This is a genomic window from Nisaea sp. (assembly GCF_040217065.1).
GTDB lineage: Bacteria > Pseudomonadota > Alphaproteobacteria > Thalassobaculales > Thalassobaculaceae > Nisaea.
The window spans coordinates 121,753-141,654 of record NZ_JAVJNX010000006.1; the positions used below are offsets into that span (position 1 = coordinate 121,753).

General features: G+C 63.7%; 20 protein-coding genes. 2 read left to right on the plus strand and 18 right to left on the minus strand.

What is annotated here, in order from left to right; genetic code table 11:
* Window positions 1-20: 20 nt before the first annotated feature.
* A complete protein-coding gene (locus RH950_RS08820) occupies window positions 21-710 on the plus strand; it encodes a DUF1194 domain-containing protein (RefSeq protein ID WP_350055790.1) in 690 nt (229 codons plus the stop codon).
* Here the strand turns inward: RH950_RS08820 and RH950_RS08825 are convergent.
* The 10 genes from RH950_RS08825 to RH950_RS08870 are packed head-to-tail and all read right to left on the minus strand — an operon-like array spanning window position 707 to window position 13,094.
* The gene (locus RH950_RS08825) at window positions 707-1,756 is read right to left on the minus strand and encodes a histone deacetylase family protein (protein WP_350055792.1); all 1,050 of its coding nucleotides are present in this window, start codon (window positions 1,754-1,756) and stop codon (window positions 707-709) included. The two genes, RH950_RS08820 and RH950_RS08825, sit on opposite strands and share 4 nt — an antisense overlap.
* Window positions 1,757-1,783: 27 nt before the next feature.
* Complete coding sequence (locus RH950_RS08830) at window positions 1,784-3,316, minus strand: acyl-CoA carboxylase subunit beta (protein ID WP_350055794.1); 1,533 nt, start codon at window positions 3,314-3,316, stop codon at window positions 1,784-1,786.
* 51 nt (window positions 3,317-3,367) lie between these two features.
* Window positions 3,368-4,063, minus strand: a complete 696-nt coding sequence (locus RH950_RS08835; RefSeq protein WP_350055796.1) for an ATP12 family chaperone protein — start codon at window positions 4,061-4,063, stop codon at window positions 3,368-3,370.
* Window positions 4,064-4,067: 4 nt separating this feature from the next.
* A complete protein-coding gene (locus RH950_RS08840; protein WP_350055798.1) occupies window positions 4,068-7,469 on the minus strand; it encodes an AsmA family protein in 3,402 nt (1,133 codons plus the stop codon).
* Window positions 7,470-7,479: 10 nt separating this feature from the next.
* On the minus strand, window positions 7,480-8,163 hold the full coding sequence (locus tag RH950_RS08845) for an HAD-IA family hydrolase (RefSeq protein WP_350055800.1): 684 nt from the start codon (window positions 8,161-8,163) through the stop codon (window positions 7,480-7,482).
* Window positions 8,164-9,162 (minus strand): RluA family pseudouridine synthase, encoded by a 999-nt coding sequence (locus RH950_RS08850; RefSeq protein ID WP_350055802.1) that lies wholly within the window; start codon window positions 9,160-9,162, stop codon window positions 8,164-8,166.
* Window positions 9,159-9,539: a fluoride efflux transporter CrcB gene (gene crcB, locus RH950_RS08855; protein WP_350055804.1), complete on the minus strand. Its 381-nt coding sequence runs from the start codon at window positions 9,537-9,539 to the stop codon at window positions 9,159-9,161. The genes RH950_RS08850 and crcB overlap by 4 nt, the downstream gene beginning before the upstream one ends.
* A gap of 14 nt (window positions 9,540-9,553) precedes the next feature.
* Window positions 9,554-10,435 (minus strand): hypothetical protein, encoded by an 882-nt coding sequence (locus RH950_RS08860; RefSeq protein WP_350055806.1) that lies wholly within the window; start codon window positions 10,433-10,435, stop codon window positions 9,554-9,556.
* The gene (locus RH950_RS08865; RefSeq protein WP_350055808.1) at window positions 10,425-11,735 is read right to left on the minus strand and encodes a replication-associated recombination protein A; all 1,311 of its coding nucleotides are present in this window, start codon (window positions 11,733-11,735) and stop codon (window positions 10,425-10,427) included. The genes RH950_RS08860 and RH950_RS08865 overlap by 11 nt, the downstream gene beginning before the upstream one ends.
* A 3-nt stretch (window positions 11,736-11,738) precedes the next feature.
* A complete protein-coding gene (locus tag RH950_RS08870) occupies window positions 11,739-13,094 on the minus strand; it encodes a Do family serine endopeptidase (protein WP_350055810.1) in 1,356 nt (451 codons plus the stop codon).
* Window positions 13,095-13,334: 240 nt separating this feature from the next.
* Between RH950_RS08870 and RH950_RS08875 the strand changes: the two genes are divergently transcribed.
* Window positions 13,335-14,456, plus strand: coding sequence for a hypothetical protein (locus RH950_RS08875; RefSeq protein ID WP_350055812.1), 1,122 nt, complete (start codon window positions 13,335-13,337; stop codon window positions 14,454-14,456).
* 103 nt (window positions 14,457-14,559) lie between these two features.
* Here the strand turns inward: RH950_RS08875 and rplQ are convergent, their stop codons facing one another.
* The 8 genes from rplQ to rpmD all read right to left on the minus strand — a co-directional run bounded on the left by rplQ (window position 14,560) and on the right by rpmD (window position 19,893).
* Window positions 14,560-15,000: a 50S ribosomal protein L17 gene (gene rplQ / locus RH950_RS08880; RefSeq protein ID WP_350055814.1), complete on the minus strand. Its 441-nt coding sequence runs from the start codon at window positions 14,998-15,000 to the stop codon at window positions 14,560-14,562.
* A 72-nt stretch (window positions 15,001-15,072) separates the two neighbouring features.
* Entirely contained in the window at window positions 15,073-16,089 is a 1,017-nt protein-coding gene (locus RH950_RS08885) for a DNA-directed RNA polymerase subunit alpha (protein ID WP_350055816.1), read from the minus strand.
* A 120-nt stretch (window positions 16,090-16,209) separates the two neighbouring features.
* Window positions 16,210-16,605, minus strand: a complete 396-nt coding sequence (rpsK, locus tag RH950_RS08890) for a 30S ribosomal protein S11 (protein ID WP_350055818.1) — start codon at window positions 16,603-16,605, stop codon at window positions 16,210-16,212.
* Window positions 16,606-16,642: 37 nt separating this feature from the next.
* Window positions 16,643-17,011, minus strand: coding sequence for a 30S ribosomal protein S13 (gene rpsM, locus RH950_RS08895; RefSeq protein ID WP_350055820.1), 369 nt, complete (start codon window positions 17,009-17,011; stop codon window positions 16,643-16,645).
* A 183-nt stretch (window positions 17,012-17,194) separates the two neighbouring features.
* Window positions 17,195-17,770 (minus strand): adenylate kinase, encoded by a 576-nt coding sequence (locus RH950_RS08900; RefSeq protein ID WP_350055822.1) that lies wholly within the window; start codon window positions 17,768-17,770, stop codon window positions 17,195-17,197.
* Window positions 17,767-19,110, minus strand: a complete 1,344-nt coding sequence (gene secY, locus RH950_RS08905; RefSeq protein WP_350055824.1) for a preprotein translocase subunit SecY — start codon at window positions 19,108-19,110, stop codon at window positions 17,767-17,769. Before secY ends, RH950_RS08900 begins: the two co-directional genes overlap by 4 nt.
* A gap of 14 nt (window positions 19,111-19,124) precedes the next feature.
* Window positions 19,125-19,628 (minus strand): 50S ribosomal protein L15, encoded by a 504-nt coding sequence (gene rplO, locus RH950_RS08910; protein WP_350055826.1) that lies wholly within the window; start codon window positions 19,626-19,628, stop codon window positions 19,125-19,127.
* Window positions 19,629-19,686: 58 nt separating this feature from the next.
* Entirely contained in the window at window positions 19,687-19,893 is a 207-nt protein-coding gene (rpmD, locus tag RH950_RS08915; RefSeq protein WP_350055828.1) for a 50S ribosomal protein L30, read from the minus strand.
* Between the last annotated feature and the right edge of the window lie 9 nt (window positions 19,894-19,902).

A 19,902-nucleotide genomic window follows, 5' to 3' on the forward strand; every position in this document is an offset into this window, starting at 1 on the left:
GCGGCGATCAGGGTGATGGTTTGAAATTTCTGAAAACGGTTCTGGGTTTGCTGCTTTTCTCCGCCGCGCCGTCTTCCCTTGCCCAGACCGAATATCCGGTCGATGTCGAACTGGTGCTGGCCATCGATTCCTCCGCCAGCGTCGACCGCAACGAGTTCGATCTGCAGCTGCGCGGCCTCGCCCTCGCCTTCAACGATCCGGACGTGCAGCAGGCCATCAGGAACGGCGCGTTCCAGGCCATCGCCGTGACCCTGGTCGAATGGTCGAGTGCCGACCGGCAGGCGGTGAACATTCCCTGGCGCCTGATCGACGGTCCGGAAAGCGCCGAAGCCTTCGCCGCGGATATCGCCTCCTCGGCCCGCGTGGTGGAGACCGGCGCCACCTCGATCTCGGCCGCCATTGCCTATGCCGTCCCGCTGTTCACCGCGAACGGCTTCGCCGGCCAGCGCCAGGTGATCGATATCTCGGGCGACGGCTTCAACAATTCCGGCCGGACCATGCGGGAGGGCCGGCAGATCGCCACCGATGCCCGGGTCACGGTCAACGGCCTGGCGATCCAGAACCAGGTGCTGGATCTCGGCGGCTATTTCGAGGAATACGTCATCACCGGTCCCGGCGCCTTCGTCATCACCGCCGCGAATTACGAGGATTACATCGCGGCGATCCGGCGCAAGCTGCTGCGGGAAATCAAGGCGGCGCCGATGTCCTAGGCCCGGACACGCTGAAATCCGGCCAGAAACGACGCCAGATTGTCCCCGAGCTGGTCGGAGATATAGCCGCCTTCCTGAACCAGCAGGCTTGGCAGGCCGGTCTCCGAGATGGTCCGGCCCATGCGGCGGAAACCGTCCGTGGTGATCTTGCAGAAGGCCAGCGGGTCGGCCTCCGAGGCGTCCAGCCCGAGGGCGACGACCAGCGCGTCCGGCTTGAAGCTGGTCACGACTTCCAGCGCGGCGCCGAGGATTCCCATATAGGTGTTGTCGCCGGTGCCCTGCTCCAGCGGGAAGTTGCGGTTGCAACCGGCCCCCGCGCCCGTGCCCCTCTCGTTGGCGAAACCGGTGAAGAACGGATAATAGGTCGCCGGATCGCCGTGCAGGGACACCGTCAGTACATCGCCGCGTTCATAGAAGATGCCCTGCGTGCCGTTGCCGTGATGCACGTCCACATCGAGGATCGCGACCCTTTCCGCGCCCCGGTCGCGCAGGTGCTGGGCGGCGATGGCTGAATTGTTCAGGAAACAGAAACCGCCGGCCTGGTCGGCATAGGCATGGTGGCCCGGCGGCCGGCACAGGGCGTAGAGATAGGCGCCCCGGTCGCCGCCATCGATATCGTCCGCCAGCAGATCGGCCGCCGTCACCGCGACATCGGACGAGGCCAGCGCCCCTTCCCAGGTACCGGCCCCGATCGGGCAGGCCGTGTCCGCCTGATAATGGCCGGACTGGGCCACGATATGCCGCGGCCGGGCCGACATGTTGCGGCCGGAATGCACGTTCGGGACGATCTCGTCCGCATGGTCCGGCAAGGCGCACCAGCGCGACCAGGCATTCTCGAGAAAATCCAGGTAACCGGCATCGTGCACCCGCGCCGCCGGTCCGGCACCGTACGTGCCGGCCGGGATCAGGCTGTGCCCGGCTGCCTGTGCCGCCCTGAACAGGATTTCCGCCCGCTCCGGCTTCTCCGGGCTCTGCACGATGGCGCCCCGCGTTATGAAGCGTTTCGGGGCGTGCACCGCATGCCCGTCCGTATAGATCACACGCATCTTGCCGCCTGCCGTCAGAGTTAAAGGTCAGAGAGGGATATTGTCGTGTTTCTTCCAGGGATTTTCGAGCTGCTTGTTCTTCAGCATCGACAGGCCCCGGCAGATCCGCCGCCGCGTGTTGTGCGGCAGGATGACATCGTCGATATAGCCGCGCGCGCCGGCCACGAAGGGATTGGCGAATTTCTGCCTGTATTCCTCGGTCCGTTCGGCGATCTTCGCCTCATCGCCGAGATCGCCCCGGAAGATGATCTCCACCGCGCCCTTCGGCCCCATCACGGCGATTTCCGCCGTCGGCCAGGCGAAGTTCAGATCGCCGCGCAGATGCTTCGAGCTCATCACGTCATAGGCGCCGCCATAGGCCTTGCGGGTGATGACCGTGATCTTCGGCACCGTGGCTTCGGCATAGGCATAGAGCAGCTTGGCGCCGTGCTTGATGATGCCGTTGAATTCCTGCGAGGTGCCCGGCAGGAAGCCCGGTACGTCGACGAAGGTGACGATCGGAATATTGAAGCAGTCGCAGAAGCGGACGAAGCGCGCCGCCTTCTTCGAGCTTTCGATATCGAGGCAACCGGCCAGCACCATCGGCTGGTTGGCGACGATACCCACCGTCGAGCCCATCATCCGGGCGAAACCGACCAGGATGTTGCCGGCATAATTCGGCTGGATCTCGAAGAAATCGCCCTCGTCGACGACCTTCTCGATCAGCTCCTTCATGTCATAGGGCTTGTTCGGGTTGGCCGGGATCAGCGTATCGAGCGAGATTTCCGGCCGGTCCATGGTATCGGCGGTCGGCCGTACCGGCGGCTTTTCCCGGTTGTTCAACGGCAGGAAATCGATGAAGCGGCGGAGCTGCAGCAGCGCCTCGACATCGTTCTCGAACGCCATGTCGGCAACGCCGGACTTGGTGGAATGGGTGACCGCGCCGCCCAGCTCTTCCTGGGTGACGGTTTCATGCGTCACGGTCTTCACCACATCCGGGCCGGTGACGAACATGTAGGAGCTGTCCTTCACCATGAAGATGAAGTCGGTCATGGCCGGGGAATAGACCGCCCCGCCCGCGCACGGGCCCATGATCATGGAGATCTGCGGCACCACGCCGGAGGCCAGAACGTTGCGCTGGAACACCTCGGCATAACCGCCGAGGGAGGCAACGCCTTCCTGGATACGGGCGCCGCCGCTGTCATTCAGGCCAATGACCGGCGCGCCGACCTTCATGGCCTGATCCATCAGCTTGCAGATCTTCTCCGCATGGGCTTCCGAGAGGGAGCCGCCGAAGACGGTGAAATCCTGGCTGAAAACGAAGATCATCCGGCCGTTCACGGTGCCGTATCCGGTGACAACGCCGTCGCCCGGCACCTTGTTCTCGGCCATGCCGAAATCGGTGCAGCGATGCTCGACGAACATGTCCCATTCCTCGAACGATCCCTCGTCGAGCAGCACCTCGATCCGTTCCCGCGCTGTCAGCTTGCCCTTGGCATGCTGCGCCGCGACCCGTTTCTCGCCACCGCCCGCACGCGCGCCGTCGCGCATTTCACCGAGCCGCTGAATGATTTCCTGCATGCACCTGATCTCCCTTGAACGCGCCACGATAGGCGCAGCCCGCGCGGCGCGTCAAACCCGGCAGAAGGATATGAAACGGGCGGCGTTCGTCATGTCCGCCGCCATCGCCTTGCGGCGCTCGAGCGCTTCCCAGTCCTCGCCCCAGCGCTCGGCCTGGAACAGCTCGTCCAGCAGCGCGTATTCGATGCCTTTCTCGGCCTCGATCCGGCCTTCCAGGACAGCCAGCGCAATGACGAACGAGCCGAAACCGGTGGTCAGCTGATAGAGCCCGGAAAGCACCAGGTCATTGTGATCGGCGATCCCGGCGCGCAACGCGGCAAGGGAGTCCGCGCTCTGGGTCAGGGGCATGATCCCGGCGGTGACCGCGAGTTCGGCGCCGAATCGTTCCCGGCACCAGTCAAGCAACGGCTGCCAGGACTTCACCTGCCGGACCACCAGATCATCCGGATCCTGCGCCCGATAGCAGACCAGGTCGGAGCCGCCATAGGCGACGATCTGGTCTATCACGGCATCGCGCTGCGGCGTCACCCGGTCGATCCCGGTCGAGGCCAGAGACATGAAGGGCATGGAAGCCGGGACGATTTTCTCGTCCTGGGCATTCCATTCGGTGGCGATTTCCGCCGCCAGATCTTCCCGCGGCAGCAGCAGCGGCGCTTTCGCCGGAGTACGGACCGGGCGGTCGTCCAGCAAGACCTGATAACCGTCTTCCGCCGCCGCCACGGAAGCCGCCTTGTAGAACCGTTTCACGCACTCACTCCAAGATTTTCTTGATCCCGCCAAACAGACCGTCGACCGCCTTGCCGGGCAATTTCAGAACGTCCTTGCCGGTATCGACCGCGCTGCCTGTCGCGCTGGTGTTCTTGTTCGCCGCCTTGCCGATCGCCGCCGCTTCCTCGGGGCTCTTGCCTTCTGCCAGCGCGAGCGCCGCCGGGCAAGGATCTTCCGTCTCGCCGGAGGACATCAGGGGCAGCACCAGCGCCAGCGGATTAACCGCCGTCAGGGCCACCGCACCGACACCGAGAACGATGGATTTGGCCGCACCGGCCGCATCGGGCCGGAAGGACGGGTCTGCCAGCGGACCGGAGATCCGGATCGGTGTCGCCAGGCTGAGGAAAGCGAAGTCCTTGGGTTTCGGCTGCAGCAGGAAATCGACCTTCTCATCCCGCAGATCGACAGTGCCCGCACCGCCAACAGTGACCCGGGCACTGTCGACCAGAAAGACGGTCGACTTGGCCATGCCGTCAGTGATGTCGAAGCGGGTCGCCATGCAGTTCAGCTTGGCTTCCTTGTCCGCCGTCTTGCCGATGGACGGCAGCAGACTGGTCACCAGATCCGCCGCGATCAGCTCCCAATAGGTGTTCGTGATGGTGCCCTCTGTCACGTAGAGCGCAACATGCCCGTTCACCGTATCCATCGCCTCGCGCGGGGTGCTGCCGCTGGCTGTCAGCGTGGCGGACGTACTGCCGTAACCGCGGAAGATGTCCGTCTCGAAATATTTCCGGAGAAGGTTGCCGAAATGCGCGCCGGTCCAGGTGCTGTCCAGCGTGAAGTCGGTCAGCGGCATCCTGCTGCCGTCGACCTTGGCCTCGAGCTTCACCAGGCCCTCGTTGAAGATGCCTTCCGACGGGTAGACGGAAAGCACCTTGTCCTGCAGGGCCGCATTAAGCTTCAGGTTCGTAACCACCAGACCCGGAAGGCGCAGTTCGCCTGCGGTGAGATTCAGTGTTCCGTCGGCGCTATCCAGCGCCTCCAGCGCGAACGGCCTGTCCAGCGCCTCGTCGGACGGCGCGTCGGCCTTGACCTTCTTGGCCGGATCGGCGGGCGCCGCCGTATCGCCATCATCGAGATAGGGCTCGAGATCGAGATATGTGCTGGCAAGATCGACCGTTCCTTTCGGCCGCTCGCCTTCCATGCTGAGCTTGATCGAGCCGGTCAGATCGGACTTGCCGATACGGGCGTCCAGGTCGGACAGCTTGAAGCTGGTGAAGCGGTCATCGGCCTGAACCAGGGTGAGCAGCCCCTTGACCGCGACCTTTTCCCCGGCGGCCATGCCGTTGAAATCGAACGGCAGGGCCTGTTCCTTCTCCACCAGTGCCTTGATCGACGGGAACTGGCCGGCAATGTCGAGTTCCTTGTCGCCGAAGCGCCCGGCGATTTTCCCGGAGATCGGGTTCGACATGGACTCGGCCGTGAGAGACAGGCTGTCGATTTCCACGCGCTCATCCGGGCCGGCGCCGGCGGCATCGAAGCGCACCTTTGCCATCTGGATGCCGAAGTTGCCGTCGATGGAAGACAGCATGGACGCGATCGTCCGGCCCTGGCCGGAGAGATCGACATCGATATCCGCCCGCCCGGACGCCCTGCCGTCAATCCCGAGGCGGTCCGCCGCCACGCCGACATCAATGCCCTTCCAGAGCACGCGCGAGGAAATCCTGGTGCGCAGGCCGGCCGGCTCAACCCGTGCGGAGGCCGACAGCTTCGCCTTTGCCAGCATCATCTCCGGGATGGAAAGCGCCAGCACCTCGTCCTGCAGACTGACCGAGATATCAAGGTTCTGCACCTTGTCCTGCGCTGTCGTGACCTCGGCCGCCCGGATGTGGGCCTCGCCCGAAATTCCTTTCAGAACGATATTCTTGAGCGGTGTATCGAGACCGATATCCGCCACATTCTCCACCAGCTTCAGCACGGCTTCGGGATCGGTGCCGCTGGCATCTATCTGGATATCGAGCTTGGAGACCGAGAAATCGAGGCCCGCGGCCGGACCGGCCGGGTCCAGATACCGGATTAGCGGCAGGGCGGCCCTGGCATTGACGGTGGCGCCCGCCATCAGTTCGCCCACCGTCTTGCCCGCCGTTTTCACGGTCACGCTGAGATCGCCGCCGGCCTCAAGACCGGAGGTATCAATCGCCGTGCCGGCAAGCCTGTCAAAGTCGGCGCCCGCAATCGCAAGGTCCAGTTCTGCCTTGAGATCGCGTCCGTCCCTTTCCACCTCCGCCTGCAGCTTGATCGGCGAGCCGGCATACACCGCCCAGAACGGCGAGATCGAAAGCTTGCCGTCCTTCATGGCGACGGTCAGCGCGATGTCCGAGGCTTCCACGCTGCTCGATTTCAGCGCCTTCACATTTATCGACAGGTCGATTTCGGCCAGATCCAGCCAGTCAGTCGGAATCCGGTCGTCCAGAATGTCCCGGAGACCTGCCGAATCCTTGCTGCTGTCGGGGTTTTTGACACCCTTGCTTGGTCTTGCAAGCGCCTCGAGCGGGCGCAGGTCGATAAGGTCGGATTTCAGCTTGCCGGAAAGGTTCGGGATACGGCCGCCGGTATCGAGCTTCAGATCGCCCGCGATATCCGAGGAAAACAGCCGGGCCTCAAGTCCCTGAACCGCGATATTGGCCGGTACGCCGTCTTCATAGGCGAACAACAGCTTGCCGGCGACACGGAACGGCTGGCCCATGGCCTCGCCGCTGATATCGAAAGGCTGCGGCGCCGTGGCATCGCCGAGCGCCACGGCGGGCGGCAGGGTTCCGGCGACATCGATGCGCTTGCCGTTGACGGACATCTTCACGATGGCCTCGACCGGATTTTCGAAGTCAGGCGCGTCCAGATCGATGGAATCGATATCGACGCGATGCTCCTGTCCCTCGAGCTTGTCGCTGTAGGTCACGGCGACGTCGATCAGGGTAACGCTTTCGATGATCGGGAAGATGCCGCCGTGGGACGGTCCGGACTCATCATCCCTGTCGTCGCCAGTCATGTCGGTATCGAACAGCCAGTTCGCCCGGCCATCGGCCTCGCGCTGCAGGTTCAGCTTGGCATGTTCGAGGAACAGGCTCTCGACGATCACGATGCCGTCGAACACCCGGTTGAGATCGAGATCGACTTCCAGGGCCCCGATCGATGCCATATCCGGCTCGCTTGCCCAGCCAGGATTCTGGAAGCGGACCTCCTCCACCCTGATTCTCGGTTTCCAGGACAGCTCGTAGGTCAGCGGTCCGGCAATGGTCAGCGTGCGGCCTGTCGCCTTCTGAACCTGCTCCGCGACGATCTGCTTCACGTCCTCTTCGTCGAGAGACGCCAGATACAGCGCCGCAGCGCCCGTCAGCACGAGAACAGCCGCGACAAAGGCCAGCAGAGAGATCTTCAGAATGCGCATTGCGCTGCTCCTATCCGGGTGCGAGGAGCCGCTCGACCTCTGCATCCAGATCATCGAAATGATCAATAATCGCGCCCGCGCCGTAGGATCTGAGGTCCTCACGATCGTGATACCCCCAGGTCACGGCAACCGACGCCACCGACGCGTTCCGCGCCAGTTCCAGATCGTAAACCGTATCGCCGACCATGATTGTGGCAGATGCCTCGACACCAGCCTCATCCATTGCCTGGATCAGCATGCCGGGATGCGGTTTTCCCGGCGCTGTATCCGCGGTCTGAATACTGACGAAACGATCAATCAGCCCATGAACCTCTAACGCGTGCCGCGCGCCTCTGGTTCCCTTGCCGGTCGCCAGAGCGATCAGATATCCCGCAGCGTCCAGCCGCTCGACCACGTCCCGCGCGCCCGGCATCAGCGGTTCGTGCCGTTCGCCGCGGTCGAGTGTCGCCCGGTGATCACCGCGGTAATCCCGCACCAGCTGGGCGCACTGAGCCGCCGAAACCTCCGGCAACAGCGACCGGATGATGACCTCGAGCGGCAGACCGACACCGCTCCGCACCGCGGCGGGATCCGGCGCGGCAAACCCGTTCGCGGTAAAAGAGCGCGTCATTGAGGCTATAATATGGTGCTGGCTGTCGATCAGGGTACCGTCCATGTCGAAAACAACCAGCCGCAGCGGGTCTGTTGCCGGCATCTAGCGTCCCGCGCGCAGCGCGTCACCGCCGCCTTCGGGGTCGAACCCGAAGAACTCCCAGGCCTTCATCATGTGATCCGGCAGGGGAGCGGTGACCTTGAGCAGGGTGCCGTTCGGCCGTTTCACTTCCACTTCCCGGGCATGCAGATGCAGCTTGCGGGACAGGCCCTCGGCCACCAGGAAGGCTTCGGCGCCGCCATACTTGCCGTCCCCGACGATCGGCGCCCGCCGTTCCATCATGTGCACGCGGAGCTGGTGGGTGCGGCCTGTAATCGGGCTCAGCGCCACCCAGGCAACGCGTTTGCCGAGCTGCTCGACCACCTCGTAATCCGTCTGGGCCTTTTGCCCAGTCTCGTTATCCACCACCATCTTCTCCCCGACCTTGCCGGGCAGCTTGGCGATGGGAAGGTCGATCCGGGCCGCTTTCGGCTTCACCTCGCCAAGCACCAGCGCCCAGTAGATCTTGCGCGTGGTCTTCTCCCTGAACGCCGCCGTCAGCCAGCGGGCCGCCGCCGTCGAACGGGCGATCAGCAGGATGCCGGAGGTGTCCTTGTCGAGCCGGTGCACCAGCTTCGGCCGTTCGGAGCGGCCGAAGCGCAGGCCGTCCAGCATGCCGTCGATATGCACCTTCTGCCCGGTCCCGCCCTGGGTGGCGATGCCGGCCGGCTTGTCCAGCACGATGACGTCGTCATCCATGAACAGCACCCGCTCGCGCATCTCCTCCAGCAGGGCCTCGTCGATCCGGGGCTCCCTGCCGGGCCGGCTGTCGGCTGTCGGCGGGCTGGTTTCCTTCTCGCCGAGCGGCGGCAGGCGCAGATACTGGCCCGCTTCGAGGCGCTGGTTCGCCTTCACCCGCTTGCCGTCGACCCGGACCTGGCCGGTGCGCAGCAGCTTCTCAAGCCGGCCATGGCCGAGGCCGGGATAATGTTTCTTGAACCAGCGATCGACGCGCATATCCGCATCGTCGCCCTGTACCTGAACTGTCTGAACCCCGCTCATGCGAAGAGTCCTCTCATAACGGCAAGACCGCCGAACATGGCAAGAATGGCACCCGCCACCGACAGCGCGACATAGACGCCGGCAAGCATCAGATTGCCGCGCTCCGTCAGGATTGCGACGTCGAGGGCGAAAGCGGAGAAAGTGGTGAAGGCGCCGCAGAAACCGACCACCAGGAAGGCGCGCCCTTCCAATGGCAGACTGAACTTCAAGGCCAGCCCACCCGCGAGCAGGCCGAGCAGGAAAGAGCCGGCGATATTCACAATGGTCGTGCCATAAGGGAATCCGCCGCCAAACAGATGCATGGCAACAGAATCGACTTTATGGCGTGCGAGCGCGCCAAGCGCTCCGCCACATGCGATGGCAAGGAGCATGTTCATGCGCGCTTGCTAGCTTATACGGCGCCGAATATCCAGCCTTCCTTGGCGGCACCAGCCCTGCGTGCCTGGCGCCAGAGCGCGGAATCGGCCGCAAGTGCCCGCAGCGCGGTGGCGGAAATCAGCGCGTCCGCCTCGTCTTCCGTTCGAATTGCCGGAATTTCCCCGAAGCTGACGCCGAAATGGCGGCACACGGCGCCGAGATTGTGACGGTCGCCCCAGGCCCGCGGATTTCCACCGGCCAGCTTGTAGTAAAGCCGGGGAAAGATCTCGACGACGGTCAACTCACCGCCTGGCGCCGGATCGAACGGCCAGATACGGATATCGCGATCGCGCCCGCGCAGTCGGTGCAGCAGCCGCATTCCGGCGAGCGAGCCGGTACCGACATTGGCCGCGCCGATGCATTTGAACACCGGATGCGGCGTGGTCACGAAAGCCGCGGCCTGTTCCGCCAGTCTCTGCCGATAGCGATATTTCTCCCCGCGCCAGCCCGGTGCCATGAAATAATCCCTGTAGGGCAGGTCCGCGCGCTTGTAGAGGGCTGCGCCGTATAGTTCGGGGTCATCCTGCCCCGCCAGCTCCACAAGCGCCCAGACGGCCTCCGGAGCGTGCGGACCACCCGGCAGCCCGGGGAAGTACGCCCCCTCGTCCTCAAAGGCGTAACAGAAGGCGAAATCAAACCCAGCCAGCACCCGGCGCCCCCTGTCGATCTCGGCAATCAGATAGGCCAGCACGTCGGGCCGCGACCAGATGCCGTGTGCCCGGTACGGGTTGGCGATCAGACGTGGCAGGACCTCACCCGGTCCGGCTGCTGCAACCTGAATGCCTTTGGTGCGGCCGCCCTTCGCCCCGGACCAGTCGATGCCGAGGAAAAGGTCGAAGCCGGGATCAGCCCTCACCGTCCGGCGCGCCGGCCGCGCGCTGGCGGCGCAGCTTGTCCCAATAGGCCAGACGCTTCTGGATATCCCGCTCGAAGCCGCGCTCGACCGGGCGGTAGAATTGCTCCCGGCGCATGTCTTCCGGGAAATAGTCCGCGCCGCTGAATCCGTCCGGCGCGTCGTGGTCGTAGGCATAGCCCTTGCCGTAGCCGAGATCCTTCATCAGAGAGGTCGGCGCGTTCAGGATATGCGCCGGCGGCGCCAGGGAACCGGTGGCCTTGGCCGCGCGCTTGGCCGCACCCGCGGCCTTGTAGGCGGCATTGGATTTCGGCGCGGTGGCGAGATAGATCACGCATTGCGCCAGCATCAGGTCTCCCTCCGGGGAGCCGATCCGCTCATAGGCATCCCAGCAGGCCAGCGCCTGGGGCAGCGCTGCCGGATCGGCCATGCCGATATCCTCCGACGCGAACCGGGTCAGCCGGCGCATGATGTAGCCCGCATCCTCGCCGCCGGCCAGCATCCGCGACAGCCAGTACAGCGCCGCATCCGCGTCCGAGCCGCGCAGGGATTTGTGCAGGGCGCTGATCAGGTTGTAATGCTCTTCCCGGTTCTTGTCGTAGACCGGGGCCCGGTGCTGCACCGTCTTGACCAGCCCGGCGCCGTCCAGCAGGGGCTCCGGCGGCAGCAGGAACACTTCCTCGGCAAGATTGAGCAGATAGCGGCCATCGCCGTCCGCCATCGCCTTCAATGCCTCACGGCCATCCGGGGTCAGCGGCAGGGAGCGCCCCTCGATCTCCTCCGCCCGCGTCAGCAGCAGGTCCAGCGCGGTATCGTCGAGCCGGCGCAGCACCATGACCTGGCACCGGGACAGCAGGGCGGCGTTCAGTTCGAAGGACGGGTTCTCCGTCGTCGCCCCGACCAGCACCACGGTGCCGTCCTCGACATAGGGCAGGAAGCCGTCCTGCTGGGCCCGGTTGAAACGGTGGATCTCATCGATGAAGAGCAGCGTGCCGCGCCCCATCTGACGCCGCTCCTTCGCCTTCTCGAACACCTTGCGCAGATCGGCGACGCCGGAGAACACCGCCGAGAGCGGCTCGAACTCCATGTCCGTCCCATCCGCCAGCAGCCGGGCGATGGTGGTCTTGCCGCAGCCGGGCGGCCCCCAGAGCAGGATCGAGGCCACCCGCTGGCGTGCCAGCATGCGGCCGAGAGGCGCCTCCGGGCCGAGCAGGTGATCCTGCCCGACCACATCGGCCAGCGCTTTCGGGCGCAGACGGTCCGCGAGCGGCCTCGGTGCGTCTGCTTCGAACAGGCTGGCCACCGGTCAGCCCTTGATTTCTGTCGTCAGCACCTGGCCTTCGCGACGGATCGAGATCCGCCAGGCATTCTTGGCCGACATCAGGGCCGGCGCGAGCTCCGAGACAAGACTGATCGTGTCGTCGTTGATCTTCAGCACGACATCCCCCGGGCGCAGGCCGACCCGGGCGGCCGGCGATTGCCGCGCCACTTTCAGCACCACGACACCGCGGGCCATGTCGTCGAGCCCGTGTTCCAGGGCAAAGGCAGGCGACAGGTTCGCCACCTGAGCCCCCGCCATCGGATGCTGGCCGCGCAGGTCCCGGAGATCCGGCTCCGGCCGGGTCAGCGGCGCCCGCATCGGCACGTCGACGGTCTGGTGCACGCCGCCCCGCAGGATCTCGATCCGGGCCACGCCGCCGAGCGGACGGGTTGCCACGCGATAGCGCAGGGACTGTTCGTCCAGGATTTCCCTGCCGCTCACCTTCAGAATGACGTCTCCGATCCGGATCCCGGCACCGGCTGCCGGGCCGTCCGGATAGACATCGGTCACCGCGACACCGACCGGCCGGGGCAGTCCGAACTGCTCGGCGAGATCGGAGGTCATGGTCTGGCCGGAAACACCGATCCAGGGCCGCACAACATCGCCCTTCTCCGCCCCGTCCAGGATGGTCCGAACCATGTTGGACGGCACGGCAAAGCCGATCCCGACCGATCCGCCGCCGCCCTTCTGGTTGCTGTAGATCGCCGTGTTCACACCGACCAGACGGCCATCCATGGAAATCAGCGCGCCGCCGGAATTGCCGGGATTGATGGCCGCGTCCGTCTGGATGAAGAAGCTGTAGTCGGTGATGCCGAGCGCGGTGCGGGCCAGGGCCGAGACGATCCCGCTGGTCACCGTTTGGCCGACCCCGAACGGGTTGCCGATTGCGAGCACGAGATCGCCGACTTCCAGCTCGTCGCTGTCGCGCATCTCCAGATGCGGCAGCTTCTCGCCGGCCGTGTCGATCTTCAGCACCGCCAGATCGGTGCGTTCCTCCTGCAGCAGGATCGTGGCGTCGAACTCGCGCCGGTCCGACAGCACCACGGTGATCTCGTCCGCGCCCCTGATGACATGGAAATTGGTCACCACGAGACCGTCCTCGCGCATGATCACACCCGACCCGAGGGACTGTTGCGTCCGCTTGCGGGTTTCGCCGGGAAACACGTCGCCGAAGAAGCGGCGGAAGAAAGGATCGTCGAACAGCGGCGACGCCCGCCGCTCGGTCACCTCGGCCCGGGCATAGATATTCACCACGGCCGGCCCGACCTTGCGCACGAGAGGGGCGAAGGAATACTGGATCTCCGCCTGCGTTCCCGGCACCTGCTTGACGGCTTGCGCCATCCCGGCTCCGGGACTCACAAAAGCGAGAAAAATCCCCCCTATGCAGGCCATCCGTGCGGCGAAACCCAGGCCGCGGAACAATGTCGAGGCGAAAAACCGAGGAGAATCAGGGCGGCGCATCAGTTGCTTTTCCGTCTGTTGTCACGAAATTAAGTCGCGGGTACGCTATCCTATATGGGTCGGTGGTGCATGGGGCAAAAGGGTCGCACTGTCGTTACCGGACCGGGAATGGAGAGGTCAATGCCAGGCGCCCAGAACGCCGGGAAAGCCACGATTTCCAAAGCCGGAGAGCTCGCCGATGCGATCAGCTCTGTCGGTGACAGCGATGACGAGATCGAGCGCGCACGCGCCTGTTACGATTCCCTGTACGCCCTCGCCTGCCACCACGGGGAGTCCTCCGACATCAGGGACCGGCTGATTTGCGGGGCCCTCAGGCTGGCCGCCTGCCATGCCCGGCGCAGCGAACTGAAGGCAATCCGCGACGTGCGCACCCATCTTGAGCGCTATGCCACGGGACATCCGGACGACCCCGGCATGCGGCGCGGCTATTGCGAATTGTCGGTCACGCTCAGTCTCGAATATGCCCGCCACGGCAAGACCGCCGAGGCCGACGCCGCCTTCGAGGAAATCCGGGCCATCGCCGCCCGCCACCCGACGGACCGCCTGCTCCGGTCAACCCTGGCCAAGGCCATCGCAAACCGGATCGCCACCCATTGCGACGCCGGCCGGACCCGCGAGGCGCAGCATCTGCACGGGTCGCTCTGCGCCCTGGCGGAAGTGTCCAACAGCCAGCCTGAAACCATGCTGCGCCGGGCCAATGGCAGCTTCAATCTGGCCACCCACCTGGCCCAGTCCGGCGCCTTGAAGAAAGCGGTCGACCTCTATTTCAATCTGGCGGCCTTTACCGACAGCCGGGCCCCGCAAACAGCGCTGCAGAACGTGCTGGCCGATGCCGCCTTTGCCCTGGTCACCGTGTTCGGGGACAAGGAGAAACTCGCGGCGGCGGAAACCATCTACATCGACCTGAACGGGCGCGCGGCCAATGACCCGGGCTTGCGGCGCACGGCGACGCTCGCCGCCTTCAACCTGATGACCGATTTCTGCCGGGATGGTGCCATCGGAAAAGCACGTCATCTGTATGACGACATCCTCGCCGCATCCGCCGAAGAGGCGGGAAACCCGGAGACCGCCATTGTCCATGCAAAGGCCTGCGCCAACCTGCTGCTGACCGCGGATGCCCTCGACGAAGACGCGCATGCGAGCATGCTTTGCCAGGAGCTTGCGGCATTGATCGCCGCCTGGCCGGAAAATCCTGAGATCTGGGACATCGCCGCCAGTCTCAGCCCGCTCGACGGGATCTAGATTACCGAAGCCAGCCTTCAGCGCGTCTGGCGCTCGCCCACGGCTGAAAACAAGAAAGGCGGCCATACGGCCGCCTTTCTGAACTCTGGAGCGATGGGCGCGATCAGATTGCGGCCGGCATCGCCCCTTCGAGCGCTTCTTCTTCCTCGACCTGGACCGGACCGGAATCCTTGCCCCGGGCGTCTTCGTCGCGATCGACAAACTCGATCACGGCCATCGGTGCGGAGTCGCCATAGCGGAAGCCGGCTTTCAGGACGCGGGTGTACCCGCCCTGACGTTCCTTGTAGCGATCGGCCAGAACGTCGAACAGCTTGCGGACCATGATCGGATCCTGCAGCGCAGAGGTCGCCTGACGGCGCGCATGCAGATCCTGGCGCTTGCCGAGGGTGATCAGCTTTTCGACCACGCTGCGCAGGTCTTTCGCCTTCGGCAGGGTGGTGATGATCTGCTCGTGCTTGATCAGCGCATTGGCCATGTTCTTGAACATGGCTTTGCGGTGGCTCGACGACCGGTTGAAACGCCGGCCCTTAAAACGATGTCGCATCGCGAAAACTCCAGTTTCGTCTTCGTCAGCGCCTCACGGCGCAAACAATATCCTATTATTGCGCTCAGCCGATCAGAACGGCTCTTCGAGCCGCTTGGCGAGCTCTTCAATGTTGTCCGGCGGCCAGTTCGGGATATCCATGCCCAGCGCCAGCCCCATCTGACCAAGAACTTCCTTGATCTCGTTGAGGCTCTTGCGGCCGAAATTCGGCGTACGGAGCATTTCCGGCTCTGTCTTCTGAACGAGATCGCCGATATAGACGATGTTGTCGTTCTTCAGGCAATTCGCCGACCGGACGGACAGTTCCAGTTCGTCGACCTTGCGGAGCAGGTTCTTGTTGAACGGCAGCTCTGCCTTCTCTTCGGTCTCGACAATCTGCTGCGGCTCTTCGAAGTTGATGAAGAGCTGGAGCTGATCCTGAAGAATGCGCGCCGCATAAGCGACCGAGTCTTCCGGGCTCAGCGAGCCGTCGGTCTCGACGGTCACGGACAGCTTGTCATAATCGGTGACCTGGCCGACGCGGGTATTGTCGACCTTGTAGGTGACCTGACGCACCGGGCTGAAAATCGCATCCACCGGGATCAACCCGATCGGCGCGTCTTCCGGACGGTTGGCGCTGGCCGGGACATAGCCCTTGCCGGTCTCGACCGTGAACTCCATGGACAGGCTGGCACCGTTATCGAGGGTGCAGATCACCAGATCCGGGTTCATGATCTCAATGTCCGAGCCGGCTTCGATCATGCCGGCCTTCACCTCGCCCGGACCCTCAGCCTTCAGGCGCATCTTACGCGGGCCCTCGCTGTGAGCCCTGAGCGCGATCGCCTTGATGTTGAGGACCATGTCGGTCACGTCCTCACGGACGCCCGGCACGGACGAGAATTCATGCAGCACGCCGTCGATCTGGACGGCCGTCACGGCCGCGCCCTGGAGGGACGACAGCAGGATACGGCGCAGCGCATTGCCGAGGGTCAGACCGAATCCACGTTCCAGCGGCTCGGCCACGATCGTCGCTTTGCGTGCAGGATCGGAACTCGGTTGCACATCGAGCTTGTTCGGCTTGATTAGAGCTTGCCAGTTCTTCTGAATCACGGGAGTGACCTCATCGCTAACGAGACCCGCGGGCCTCTAACTTATGCTTTCGGCCCCGAAACCGTTTGCTTCGGGGGCCACGGGCTGTACCGGCCGGACGGCCAAGGCCGTCCTAACAGCTTAAACCCGGCGCCGCTTCGGCGGACGGCAGCCATTGTGCGGGATCGGCGTGACATCACGAATTGACGTTACGGCGAAGCCCACGGCCTGCAGTGCGCGCAGAGCGGATTCACGCCCCGAACCCGGGCCACTGACCTGGATTTCGAGGGTCTTCATGCCATGCTCGGCGGCTTTCTTGCCTGCATCCTCGGCCGCGACCTGCGCCGCGTACGGAGTGGACTTACGGGAGCCCTTGAAGCCCATCGTACCGGCGGAAGACCAGGAAATTGCATTGCCCTGGGCGTCGGTGATGGTGATCATGGTGTTGTTGAAGGACGCACTCACATGCGCGATGCCGGAAGTGATGTTCTTCCGCTCGCGGCGTTTGACGCGTCCCTGGGTCGGTTGTTTAGCCATTTAATTGCCGCTCCGGCTTGTCGGGTCAGACCCGAAATTACTTCTTCTTACCTGCAATTGCCTTCGCCGGGCCCTTGCGGGTCCGAGCGTTGGTGTGGGTCCGCTGACCACGCACCGGCAGGCCCTTACGGTGCCGCAGGCCCCGGTAGCAGCCCAGATCCATAAGACGCTTGATGTCCATCGCCACTTTGCGGCGCAGATCACCTTCGACCATCTGATCGCGGTCGATGACCTCGCGCAGGCGCGAAACCTCATCTTCAGTCAATTCGTGCACACGGCGTTCGCGCGGGATACCAACACTTTCACAGAGCTTCGTGGAAGTGGTCCGGCCGATACCATGTATGTATGTCAAAGCAATCTCGACACGCTTTTGCGTCGGGATATTCACGCCTGCGATGCGCGCCACGGGCAAACTCCTCAGTACAACGCTTGTCAGCGTCCAACAATAAAACGGGTCAGTTGACCCAGGCACCGAACTCGGAAAATCCGCACGAGCAAGTGCGCCCGGTTTCACTGAAACCGAGGGCGCGGATTATACGCAACCGAATTGCCGAGTCAACCGGTTTACCCGCACCTTCTATACGATCGATCAGGCCGCCACAATGGTGTCGATCTGATCACTCACTTCAGTAATGGACGCCATTCCGTCCACACTCTTCAATGCCCCGAGATCCGCATAATACGGAATGATCGGAGCGGTCTGTTCCCTGAACACCGCGAGCCGCGTCCGCAGCGTCTCTTCGGTGTCGTCACTGCGGCGTTCGGCTTCCGGGGTCTCCGCGATGCGGGACCGGATCCTATCGAACAGGATATTCTCGTCGACCTTCAGCTCGATCACGTGATCGATCTTCAGGCCTTTCTCCGCCAGCATGATGTCCAGCGCTTCCGCCTGGGCCACGGTGCGCGGGAAACCATCGAGGATGAAACCGTTCTTGCAGTCTTCCTGATCCACGCGCTCGGAAATCATCTGAACCATCACGTCGTCGGAGACCAGTCCGCCGGAATCGATAATGCTCTTTGCCTTCAGACCGACGTCACTGCCCGAGGCAATCGCTGCCCGGAGCATGTCGCCTGTCGAGAGCTGGATGATATTGAATTTCTCTTCCAGGCGCTTTGCCTGGGTGCCCTTTCCAGCGCCCGGAGGGCCGAGCAGTATCAAGTTCATCTACGTTTCCCCCGCAACTTTGATTTCTTGATCAGGCCCTCATACTGGTGCGCCAGAAGATGCGACTGAACCTGGCTCACAGTATCCATCGTCACCGTCACCACGATGAGAAGGCTCGTTCCCCCGAAATAGAAGGGTACCTGATACTGGCTGATCAGGATCTCCGGCAGGATACAGATCGCCGCGAGATAGGCGGCGCCCACCACCGTCAGCCTGGTCAGCACATAGTCGAGATAGTCGGCGGTATTCTTGCCCGGACGGATACCCGGCACGAAGCCGCCATATTTGCGCAGGTTGTCTGCAGTATCAGCCGGATTGAACACAATCGCGGTGTAGAAGAAGGCGAAGAACACGATCAGGCTGACGAAGATCGCCAGATAGAGCGGCTGCCCCCGGCCAACCATCGCCGTGAATGTGGCGAGCCATTCCGGGCCGCCGCCGCCTGCAGCGCTCATCTGCGCGACCGTGACCGGCATCAGCAGCAGCGAGCTGGCGAAGATCGGCGGGATCACTCCGGCAACGTTGATCTTCAGCGGCAGGTGCGAATTCTCGCCACCGAACATCCGGTTGCCGACCTGACGCTTCGGATACTGCACGGTGATCCGGCGCTGGGAGCGCTCGATGAACACGATGCCGGCAATGACCGCGACAGCCATGATCATGATCATCAGGATCACAAGGGCGGACAGCGCACCGGTACGGCCAAGCTCGAGCATCCCGACAAGCGCCGTCGGCAGCTGCGCGACGATACCGGCAAAGATGATCAGGGAAATACCATTGCCGACGCCGCGGGCGGTGATCTGCTCGCCCAGCCACATCAGGAAGACAGTACCGCCGACCAGCGTGATGACCGCCGTCGCCCGGAAGAAATATCCCGGGTTGCCGACAGCCGTACCGTCGGCCATGGATTCAAGACCGCTGGCAATGCCGTAGGCCTGGACCGCCGCCAGCAGAACCGTCAGGTAACGGGTGTACTGGTTGATCTTCTTGCGCCCGGCCTCGCCTTCCTTTTTCAGGGTATCGAGGCTGGGGGATACCGCGGTCATCAGCTGCATGATGATGGCCGCGGAAATGTACGGCATGATGTTCAGCGCGAAAATCGTCATCCGGCCCAGGGCGCCGCCCGCGAACATGTCGAACATGCCGAGGATGCCGCCGGAATTCTGCTGGAAGATCTGCTCCAGCACGACGGGGTCGATGCCCGGAATCGGGATATAGGTCCCGAGTCGGTAAATGATCAACGCACCCAGTGTGAACCAGATGCGCTTCTTGAGTTCCGCCGCTTTCGCGAAGGCCCCGAAGTTGATCGATGACGCGTATTGCTCGGCGCTGGAAGCCATTTCGCTGAACCCAATCAGTCGGTGGAGGAGTCGCCCGCCTCTTCAGCCGGCTTCGCGGCAGATACCGCGACCGTCACAGAGCCGCCGGCCTTTTCAACGGCTGCGACAGCAGCTGCGGAAGCACCGGAAACATCCACCTTCACTTTGGCTTTCAGCTCGCCATTTGCAAGCAGGCGCACGCCGTCACGCACACGGCCGACCAGACCGGCGGCCTGAAGGGCAGCGGCATCGATCGTCTTCTTTGCGTCCAGCTTGCCGGCGTCGATCGCCTCCTGGATCGAACCGACATTCACCGGCGCGAATTCCTTGCGGAACGGATTCTTGAAGCCGCGCTTCGGCAGACGCCGATGGATCGGCATCTGGCCACCCTCGAAGCCGTTGATGGCCACACCGGAGCGTGCGCTCTGGCCCTTGTGACCCTTGCCGGCGGTCTTGCCGAGGCCAGAACCGGCGCCACGACCGGCCCGTTTGGCCGGCTGGCGCGCGCCCGGATTGTCGCGAAGTTCGTTCAGTTTCATCGTTCTTGCCCTCGTTCCGGATTAAGACCGGATCGCCTAAATGTTCTGCCTGGTCGCCTTACGACGCGTCTTCGACGCGCAGCAGGTGAGCGACCTTGCCGATCATGCCGCGGACAGCCGGAGTATCTTCCAGAGTACGCGTGCGGTGCATTTTGTTCAGGCCCAAGCCGACCAGGGTCTGTTCCTGGTCCTTGGTCCGGCCGATCGGGCTTCCGGTCTGGGTGACCGTGACCGTCTTGGCCCCTTTTTTCTTCGTCGCCGCCATGGCTCTTCT

What these genes read in the sequence shown, in the direction of transcription:
- rpmD (WP_350055828.1), bottom strand. Translation starts at nt 19,893, where the DNA reads ATGGCGGCGACGAAGAAAAAAGGGGCCAAGACGGTCACGGTCACCCAG.
- RH950_RS08870 (WP_350055810.1), bottom strand. Translation starts at nt 13,094, where the DNA reads ATGGCGCAAGCCGTCAAGCAGGTGCCGGGAACGCAGGCGGAGATCCAG.
- rpsK (WP_350055818.1), bottom strand. Translation starts at nt 16,605, where the DNA reads ATGGCTAAACAACCGACCCAGGGACGCGTCAAACGCCGCGAGCGGAAG.
- RH950_RS08900 (WP_350055822.1), bottom strand. Translation starts at nt 17,770, where the DNA reads ATGAACTTGATACTGCTCGGCCCTCCGGGCGCTGGAAAGGGCACCCAG.
- crcB (WP_350055804.1), bottom strand. Translation starts at nt 9,539, where the DNA reads ATGAACATGCTCCTTGCCATCGCATGTGGCGGAGCGCTTGGCGCGCTC.
- RH950_RS08875 (WP_350055812.1), top strand. Translation starts at nt 13,335, where the DNA reads ATGCCAGGCGCCCAGAACGCCGGGAAAGCCACGATTTCCAAAGCCGGA.
- rplQ (WP_350055814.1), bottom strand. Translation starts at nt 15,000, where the DNA reads ATGCGACATCGTTTTAAGGGCCGGCGTTTCAACCGGTCGTCGAGCCAC.
- RH950_RS08830 (WP_350055794.1), bottom strand. Translation starts at nt 3,316, where the DNA reads ATGCAGGAAATCATTCAGCGGCTCGGTGAAATGCGCGACGGCGCGCGT.
- RH950_RS08840 (WP_350055798.1), bottom strand. Translation starts at nt 7,469, where the DNA reads ATGCGCATTCTGAAGATCTCTCTGCTGGCCTTTGTCGCGGCTGTTCTC.
- RH950_RS08825 (WP_350055792.1), bottom strand. Translation starts at nt 1,756, where the DNA reads ATGCGTGTGATCTATACGGACGGGCATGCGGTGCACGCCCCGAAACGC.
- RH950_RS08850 (WP_350055802.1), bottom strand. Translation starts at nt 9,162, where the DNA reads ATGAGCGGGGTTCAGACAGTTCAGGTACAGGGCGACGATGCGGATATG.
- rplO (WP_350055826.1), bottom strand. Translation starts at nt 19,628, where the DNA reads ATGAAACTGAACGAACTTCGCGACAATCCGGGCGCGCGCCAGCCGGCC.
- RH950_RS08845 (WP_350055800.1), bottom strand. Translation starts at nt 8,163, where the DNA reads ATGCCGGCAACAGACCCGCTGCGGCTGGTTGTTTTCGACATGGACGGT.
- secY (WP_350055824.1), bottom strand. Translation starts at nt 19,110, where the DNA reads ATGGCTTCCAGCGCCGAGCAATACGCGTCATCGATCAACTTCGGGGCC.